The organism is Streptomyces polyasparticus (genome assembly GCF_014493765.1).
GTDB lineage: Bacteria > Actinomycetota > Actinomycetes > Streptomycetales > Streptomycetaceae > Streptomyces > Streptomyces polyasparticus.
The window spans coordinates 1-8,123 of the sequence record NZ_JACTVJ010000063.1 but is presented as its reverse complement, the minus strand read 5'-3'; the positions used below and the strand labels follow the sequence as shown (position 1 = coordinate 8,123).

At 64.9% G+C, this 8,123-nt stretch carries 6 protein-coding genes and 1 pseudogene; 3 read left to right on the top strand and 4 right to left on the bottom strand.

Annotated features, from left to right (window positions below; all coding sequences use genetic code 11):
• Window positions 1-229: 229 nt before the first annotated feature.
• The gene (locus H9Y04_RS45220) at window positions 230-1,432 is read left to right on the top strand and encodes an IS110 family RNA-guided transposase (RefSeq protein ID WP_187820081.1); all 1,203 of its coding nucleotides are present in this window, start codon (window positions 230-232) and stop codon (window positions 1,430-1,432) included.
• Window positions 1,433-1,495: 63 nt separating this feature from the next.
• Here the strand turns inward: H9Y04_RS45220 and H9Y04_RS45215 are convergent, their stop codons facing one another.
• Entirely contained in the window at window positions 1,496-1,849 is a 354-nt protein-coding gene (locus tag H9Y04_RS45215) for a hypothetical protein (protein ID WP_187820080.1), read from the bottom strand.
• A gap of 365 nt (window positions 1,850-2,214) precedes the next feature.
• On the opposite strand from H9Y04_RS45215, the gene H9Y04_RS45210 reads away from it, so the two are divergent.
• Window positions 2,215-4,554: a peptidase associated/transthyretin-like domain-containing protein gene (locus tag H9Y04_RS45210; RefSeq protein ID WP_187820079.1), complete on the top strand. Its 2,340-nt coding sequence runs from the start codon at window positions 2,215-2,217 to the stop codon at window positions 4,552-4,554.
• A 217-nt stretch (window positions 4,555-4,771) separates the two neighbouring features.
• Here the strand turns inward: H9Y04_RS45210 and H9Y04_RS45205 are convergent, their stop codons facing one another.
• The gene (locus tag H9Y04_RS45205) at window positions 4,772-5,074 is read right to left on the bottom strand and encodes a hypothetical protein (protein WP_187820078.1); all 303 of its coding nucleotides are present in this window, start codon (window positions 5,072-5,074) and stop codon (window positions 4,772-4,774) included.
• A 147-nt stretch (window positions 5,075-5,221) separates the two neighbouring features.
• On the opposite strand from H9Y04_RS45205, the pseudogene H9Y04_RS45200 reads away from it, so the two are divergent.
• Window positions 5,222-5,557: pseudogene (locus tag H9Y04_RS45200) on the top strand (transposase); the annotation flags it as partial.
• Between the two features lie 161 nt (window positions 5,558-5,718).
• On the opposite strand, the gene H9Y04_RS45195 reads toward H9Y04_RS45200, so the two are convergent.
• A complete protein-coding gene (locus tag H9Y04_RS45195) occupies window positions 5,719-7,284 on the bottom strand; it encodes a DUF7927 domain-containing protein (protein ID WP_187820077.1) in 1,566 nt (521 codons plus the stop codon).
• Window positions 7,285-7,559: 275 nt separating this feature from the next.
• Window positions 7,560-7,958 (bottom strand): hypothetical protein, encoded by a 399-nt coding sequence (locus H9Y04_RS45190; protein WP_187820076.1) that lies wholly within the window; start codon window positions 7,956-7,958, stop codon window positions 7,560-7,562.
• Between the last annotated feature and the right edge of the window lie 165 nt (window positions 7,959-8,123).

Here is an 8,123-nt window from a genome sequence, read left to right as displayed (position 1 = left end):
ACCCAGCCTTCCCTTCAGAGGAACTGCACCCTTCGGAGTTGGCATGACTACCTCCCCTTGTCGAGTACATGGCCCGGGGGGTGGTGTCACCAGCTCCGAAGGCACTGACAGACCGCTGATTAGGGGCATGACCACCGTCCTCTTCGCAGGTCGGGAGGCTCTTCGTAATGTGGATGTGGCGATCAGTGCCGTGGCAAGGCCGGGTGAACAGCACCGAAAGAAGCCCGACGTGATCGATACCAGCGACATCGACGTCTACCTCGGCCTGGACGTCGGCAAAGGCGAACACCACGCCACCGCACTCACCCCGACCGGCAAGAAAACCTTCGACAAGCGACTGCCCAACAGTGAACCCAAGCTCCGCGAGGTCTTCGCCAAACTGCAGGCCAAGCACGGCACCGTGCTCGTCATCGTCGACCAGGTGGCCTCCATCGGCGCCCTGCCGCTGGCCGTCGCCCGCGATGCGGGCTGCCACGTCGCCTATCTGCCCGGCCTGACCATGCGCCGGATCGCCGATCTCTACCCCGGCGAGGCCAAGACCGACGCGAAGGACGCCTTCATCATCGCGGATGCGGCCCGGGCGATGCCGCACACACTTCGCTCGATCGACCTCGACGACGAGACCATCGCCGAACTCCAGATGATCGTCGGTTTCGACGACGACCTCGCCGCCGAGGCAAACCGCCTGGCCAACCGGCTCCGCGGCCTGTTCACACAGATCCACCCGCACCTCGAGCGGGTCATCGGCCCACGCATCCAGCACCCGGCAGTCCTCAAACTGCTGGACCAGTTCGGATCCCCGGCCCAGATCCGCAAGGCCGGCCGCCGACGACTGATCACCTTGATCCGGCCGAAAGCCCCGCGGATGGCCGAGCGGCTGATCGAGGACATCTTCACCGCGCTCGACGAACAGACCGTCGTCGTTCCCGGAACGGACGCCGCCGCACTGATCGTCCCGAGCCTCGCTGGCTCGCTCCAGGCGGTGCTTGAACAGCGCAAACTCCTAGCCCACCGGATCGAGCAACTCCTGGACGCACACCCTCTTTCCGAGGTCCTGATGTCCATGCCCGGCATCGGCATCAGGACCGGCGCCCGCATCCTCATAGACGTCGGCGACGGCACCAGTTTTCCCAGTGCCGCCCACCTAGCGGCCTACGCCGGCCTCGCTCCAGCGATCAGAAACTCCGGGTCCTCGATCCGCTGCGAGCAGCCCTCCAGACGAGGGAACAAGCAGCTCAAACGCGCCTTCTTCCTCTCCGCATTCGCCGCGCTAGCCGACCCGGCCTCGCGGACCTACTACGACAAGAAGATCACCCAGGGCAAGCACCACACCCAAGCACTCCTCTGCCTCGCCCGCCGCCGAGCCGACGTCCTCTTCGCAATGCTCCGCGACGGCACCTTCTACCAACCACCAACCCCGATTGCCCCTTGACCAAAGTCATAGGGACACCCCCCCCGGGATTCCCACTGCCCTTCCACGACTTCGGACGAGCCGTCACGCCTCCACGTTAGGAGCGGCCGTACGGGACTGGCGCCGCCGCTGGACAGCGATGATGCCACTGCCAGCCGCGACGAGCGCGATGCTGGTGGCGCCGGCAACCATCGGGTCGAGCATCGGGACGACCACGGTGACGGGTCCGGCGACACACCCTGCCTCACTACCAGTGAGGCAGTTGCTGTTCGGTGCAGTAACCGTGTTGCTGAGCTGGTCGCCGTCCGGATTAGGGGCACTGGCCAGAGCCGGAGCCCCGAACAGTCCAGCGCCCAGTACCGTCGCAGCGCCCGCGGCGACGAGGATGCGCCGCGCACCGTGAGACAGGCCACGCGAGGAAGACCCGAGGTTACTCATAACGCTTCTACTCCTTGTTGGGATCACACCAAGTTGAGGGATAGCAGGGGTGACGGCTGGAATCAGCTCCATTTGACCAAATGCGACCGTGCATACGTAACGTAACCTGCTTGACCTGATGTATAACGAATGACGGTCAGGTCTGACGCTAAGTCACCTAACTGGCCCTCAAGTGTTTTCCACACTAAGGAAATTCCCTTGCAGCAACCGCAGGATGGCCACTCGACCAGAGATACGCCAAATAGGCATTGTCCTGGCGAGATGGCCTGTCTTTGCGTAATAGGAGGCGACCATCGTGCACAGGATGATCAGACTGCGGATTCTCCGTTCCGAGTGGCGTGTCCCTATCGATGATTGGGAAAGAATTGAGCACTCTCCTGGCCCTGCGTGCTCCTTTCGCGCAGTTGCCGTCAGGCCTCATCGGGCTCGTCCTGTTCACCCTGCTGGCTTGCTGGGGTGCGTGGGCGCTGGCCAGTACACGGGGATTCCAGCGCGGCGCAGAAACCCTGTTGATGTGGACGGTGTTGCTGGCCGGGCACATCATGACCGTGACGCTCTTCGTGGGCGCGGCACTTCAGTCGCTCGACGCGGGAACGCTCACTGTGGTGAATGCCATGCTCGTGGTTGCGGAAGTCGGATACGCGAGGCTTCCAGCGCCTCGCGCGCGGGCCCGGCAGGCACGAGAGAGCGTGCGCAGGGCCCTTGGATACATGCCTAGGAACGTACTGCGGCACCCTGCGACGCTTGCCTTGGCCGCTATGGTTGCCGTCCAGTACACGGTGCGTGCGCTGATGGGGGCACGTCTGCCGCTGCGGGACTGGGACGGGCTCGCCTACCATCTCAACGGTCCTGACAACTGGCTGTTCAACCACGCCATTGGCCACACCCCGCAGAACCTGTTCTCTGACGTGTACCCGCTTGGGCAGGGCCTGTTGACGGCATGGACCGGGGCCTTCCTCGGTTCATACCAAGGACTCTGGGCAGTGCAATTCCTATTCTCCACAATGCTTCTGCTTGCCACCGCCTGTCTGGCCCTGCGGTGCGGGGCCAGGCCCGCACATGCGGTGTTCGCCGGTCTGGGGATGCTCGCAGTGCCCATCGTCTTCCTGCAGACCGATACGGCCTACGTGGACGTGGCGAACGCGGCAACCTGTATGGCCACCCTGGCGGTGCTGTTCACGATTCAGCCCCAAGAGGTCGCTTCCTACAGTGCCTTGCGTGCGCGCATGTTTGCTCTCGGGGTAAGTGCGGGATGCGCGGCGTCGGTGAAGACGGCCGGCCTCCTCGTGGTGGCCGTGGCCGCGGTCGCGGGAATCGTGCAACTGGTACGTTGCTGGCCAGCCCCTGACCGAGCACCTCAACTCGGTGGTGGACTCAGGCAGGCGATCGTCGTGGCCTGCGCTGGCCTTGCCCCGATCTGCGCGCTGTCCGCCTTCTGGTATGCGCGAACCTGGTCAACGTACGGAAGTCCGTTCTGGCCCGTGGCGATGTGGGGATTTCCGGGCATGGGGCCCGTGGAGACGATCATCATTGGCGCCAATGAACCGCTTGAGCTTCGCGAGCAGCCGGCGCTGGTGATGAAACTGCTCATCACGTGGTTCTCCGACGTCGTGCCCCATACATATCGCTACGACCAGGCGCTCGGTGGATTCGGTGCAGTCTGGCCCTTGTTGCTGCTGCCGGCCGTCCTCGTGGCCGCCTGGCTGGGAGTGCGTCGTCGGCTGCCTACGGCCGTTCCGCTCCTTGTCCTCGCCATCAGCATCATCAGCTTCGCGAACCCCGCGCCATGGTGGTCCCGTTTCACAATCCCCCTCGTCGGGCTGGGATTCATCTGTCTTGCTGTACTTCTTGGGATGACGTCAATGCGATGGCTCCGCCTGGCTCTTCCGGCCGTGGCCGTCGGACTGATCGGCATGAGTATGTTCCAGGCAAGCGGCCAGCCCAACGTGGCCGTCGCGGACGGGAAGGGCGGCTGGGACAACCTTTCGTTCCGCGAGACAGCCTCGCTGACACTCAAGGGGAAGAACCCGGGAGAACTGGTATGGCCGGCCGCCGCGTACCGCGGGCTCGATTCCCTGCCGCAGGGCTCAATTGTCGGCGTCACCGGACTTGGTAGCAACGTGGAACAGCCGTACACCCACGTGTACGCGTCGGACAACTTCACCCGCCGTCTCGAAGTACTTGGTGCACAGTCGAGTCCGGCGGCTTTGCTCCAGCGGGCAAAGGCCCGCAGCGTACGCTACGTGTTCCTGCAGGCGAAAGGCCCCGATGTCGCGCTGTCCGCACAGGTGGCGCGGGATCGCCGTCACTTCCGTCGCCTCCACCTTGAGCCGAGCCCCAGCGAGACGGTGTACGAGATCGGCTTGTTCAACCCCCCGAAGTGTCCGGGCGGCGCACGGCTCAGGCTGGTGCCTCCGGAACGTGCAGATCGGGTCGTCCGCATCGACGGCACCGTGCGCGATGGGTGTGGAGCACCGTACAGGGACGCACTGGTCGAGATCTGGGTGAGCTTCGCCAACGGGTCGGTATGGGAAGGAGGTACCTTGCTCGCCAGCCGAGCGGTCGCCGCAGACGCCAAGGCCACTTTCGAGCTGCCGCCGGACACTCGCGAGCGCCGGGTGTTCTTGCGTACCGGCAGTGGCGGCTACCTTCCGCCCGCGGCCAGCAATACGGTCCTGATTCCTGGCCGCCCTGGGCCTCAATGAGCTTGGTCAGCTTTAACGGACACCATTGCCGTGGTGGTCAGGCCGCGAGTGCGGCCTCGTAGTCGGCGGGGCTTCGGTAGTCGAGGCTGCTGTGCAGCCGGTGCAGATTGTACCAGCCCTCGACGATGTCCAAGATCGCAGTGCAGGTGGCGGGAGTGTCCATCCCTGAAGGAGCGGGGCGGTTCAAGTGCCGGTCCCGTGCGTGTTTTTGGCGGTTTCACGCAGCTTCCGGGCAGCTTTGGTTCAGGCCGCGTCGCGGCGACGCGTGCTGGTGGTGAACCTCGGCGCCGGCCGCGGCGAGGGCGTCGGCGGCCCAGTACCAGCCGTAGGTAGCCTGTACCACGACACGCGGGTTCGCCCCTGCCTTGCTGATCTCCTCGGTGAGTGCGGCCGGAGTGTTGTCGAAGCGTGCACGGCCCAGACGTTCGCCGCTCTCGGTCGTGCGGACCAGGACCGAGCGATGGCGGTGCAGGTCCAGCCCGACGATCTGCCGTCCGTCGTAGTCGGTGGTGCGATCCATCTGATGAAGTGACCCCTTGAGGTCCGACACTTCCGTCTTATGCCGCGAGGTCGAGCCGTTGCCGGTAGCGGGTCCTCGCCTGGTGCGGGGTGAGGTAGCCGATGGTCGAGTGGATCCGCTCCCGGTTGTAATACTGAGCGGTTCCTGGAGTTCCAGGAGTCCTGGGGCAAGAAGTATCCAGCGATCATCAAGCTGTGGTCGGACGCCTGGGCCGAGTTCGTACCCTACCTCTCCTTCGACGTCGAGATCCGCAAGGTCATATGCAGCACGAACGCGATCGAGAGCGTGAACGCCCGCATCCGCAAGACCGTCCGGGCCCGCGGACATTTCCCCAACGAGGCAGCCGCGCTGAAGTGTCTACATGGCACTGATGAGCCTGGACCCGACAGGGAAGGGCCGCAAGCGGTGGAAATGCGCTGGAAAGCACCGCTGAACGCCTTCCAGATCGCCTTCGAGGGCCGCCTCACCCCGAGCAACAACTGACCACTCAACAACCAAGATCAGCCGTTAAGTTGACACACCCATACAGACTGGTGCTCGACCGCGGGCTGCCGCCATGTCGTGCTCGGGATGACACCGACGTGGTGATGCCCCCCGCCTACGGTGGCGGGGGGCAAGGCTAGTGGTGCGTTGCGATGCGGAGGCTACTTGGCGGTCACCGTGTAGGTTACAGTGGTGGTGGAGTTGGCTGGCACTGTGCCGTTCCAGGTGAGGGTGGTGCCGCTCAAGGATGCTGTGCCAGTGCCGCCGGTGGTGGTGACGTTGTCGTCCCAGTCGGCTGCGGACAGCACGCCGGACAGGTTGTCCGTGAAGGTGGCGCCAGTCTCGTCGGTGCCATTCGGGTTCTCGATCGTCACCGTGTAGGTGACCTTGCTGCCGATCTCTACCGTGCCCGACGGCGACGCCGTCTTGGTGACCTTCAACGGGGAGTCGACTGCGAGCACGGTGATAGTGCCCGACCCGGTCTCAGTAGTGATTCCGGTGCCGTTCAGTGTGGAGCTCTGAGGATAGTCGGTGGTGGTGGCCGGGGACGGTGCGGTCAGCTCGAACTCGACGAACCCGGCGCTACGGGTCGTGTCCAGGAGGTCCAGGGTCAGGACGCGCGGCGATGCGCCGGCCCTCGTCCAGCCAGCCTGCCCGGCACCACAAGTACCAGACTGTCCAGAAGTGTTGGAGGCATTGGTCGGCGAGGTGAAGGTGCCAGTGACCCCGTCCGCGCCAAAGCTGTCGAGCCACCCACCGCTGGCGGTGGACCAGCTGCAACCGACCACGTTGACGTAGCGCTTGCCAAGCAGATCCAGGGGCAGCACTCGAGGCGAACTGCCGGACTTCGTCCAGCCCGCGGTCGCGGCGCCACAACTACCAGACTGCCCCGAGGTGTTGGAGGTGTTGGTCGGGGCGCCAAATTGGCCAGTGACCCCATCCGCACCGAAGCTGTCAAGCCAACCAGTGGTGGCGTTCGACCAGCCGCAACCGGCCAGGTTCAGATAGCGCTTGCCGAGCAGATCCAGGGGCAGAACTCGAGGCGAGTTGGGAGACCTCGTCCAGCCAGGGTTTCCGGCGCCACAACTACCAGACTGCCCCGAGGTGTTGGAGGCGTTGGTCGGCGAGTCAAATTGGCTGCCAACTCCGCTCGCGCCGAAGCTGTCAATCCAAGCATCGCCGGAGTTCTGCCAGCTACACCCGGCCAGGTTGACGTAGCGCTTCTTGCCGATCTCCAGAATGCCGGTGGTCGCGCCGGTCGATTCCCCGTACAGCCCAGCGGTGGGGCTGATGCCCAGGGCGCTGCCAGACCACACTGACGCCTCGTTGATCGCCCCGCCCTGCCCGGTGCTGGTGTTGCACACCAGCTCGGTGTCGTCCGGGGTGGCCGGATTGGTAGTCGAAGGGTTCAAGCACAACCGGGTCGACCCGGCAACCCTGGTGAAACCGGCGGGGATAGTGGTGGCCACCTGCGCGCCCTCGACCGTGGTGGTGTTGGTGCTGTCATACCAGACGCGGGCCAGCAGCCGTCCGCCCGGAGCAACAGTCGGCGTGGAGGTCCAGGTGCTGCCGCCATCCACCGAGTACAGCAGCGTGTTACTGGTTGCCGCCGATGCCGGGGCGACCCCGGCAGCCCACATGGCAGGCACGGTGACCGCCAGGGCCACCGCACTTGCGACAGCCCGGCGACGCGACCGCCGAACTCTTCGAACTGCGTGCTCGATCATCACTGTGATGACTCCTTCGTTGCGGCTTGCGCCGCCGTGGCCCCCACATGGACAAGGCGCGGCCACAGGATTCCTGGAACACGCGCCGCTCATGATCGTGATTAGCCGTCGAAGTACCGCCGGCCCGCCGCGCCGCATGTGGTCTGGAATTCACACTTTCAGCTCCAGAGGGCGCCAGCCCCACGCTGCGTAGCTGGCGATCCCGAAGGGCGCAGAGAGGATGGAGTGTCCACGCTGTGGCAGGCGCAGAGACCTAGGGCGTGTTTTAGAGGGCGTTAAGTCCGTTTCTGGTATCGCCCTCGCCCGGGCTGGGTGAGGAAGCCTTGGCGAAGGAGCCGTGCGAGGCGGGCGCGGGTGACGCTGACGGACGCCTCGTCGGTGGGTATGTCGAGGTGTTCGTGCAGCTCACGGGCCCGGAAATCCAGGTCGGGATGCTTGTTGAAGGCATTCACGATGGCCTGGTAGACGCTGTTCGTCTCGGGCGGTTCGGGGTCGTCGTGGGCCGGGGCGAGTTCCGCGATGACCTTCCGGGTGGTCGCCAGGTCCGCGAGCCGCGCTTCGGTCTCGGCCAGCGTGGCGGTCAAGTGCTCGATCTGGTCGCGTAGTTCGCTCACCCGGGCCGCAGTCTTGTCGTGCTGGGCCTGCAGGCCCAGCAGGAGTTCGGTGATGTTCATGCGGCCAGCTCGAAGGTGTCGCGCCAGGTGAGGGCCGGGGTGATGCCGATCTCGAATATTCCCCACTGCCGCTCTTCGCCCCAGTTGGTTCACCAAGTGAACCAACTGGGGAATGTGGGGAGCGGAAAGCAGAAGGGTGCAGTTCCTCTGAAGGGAAGGCTGGGC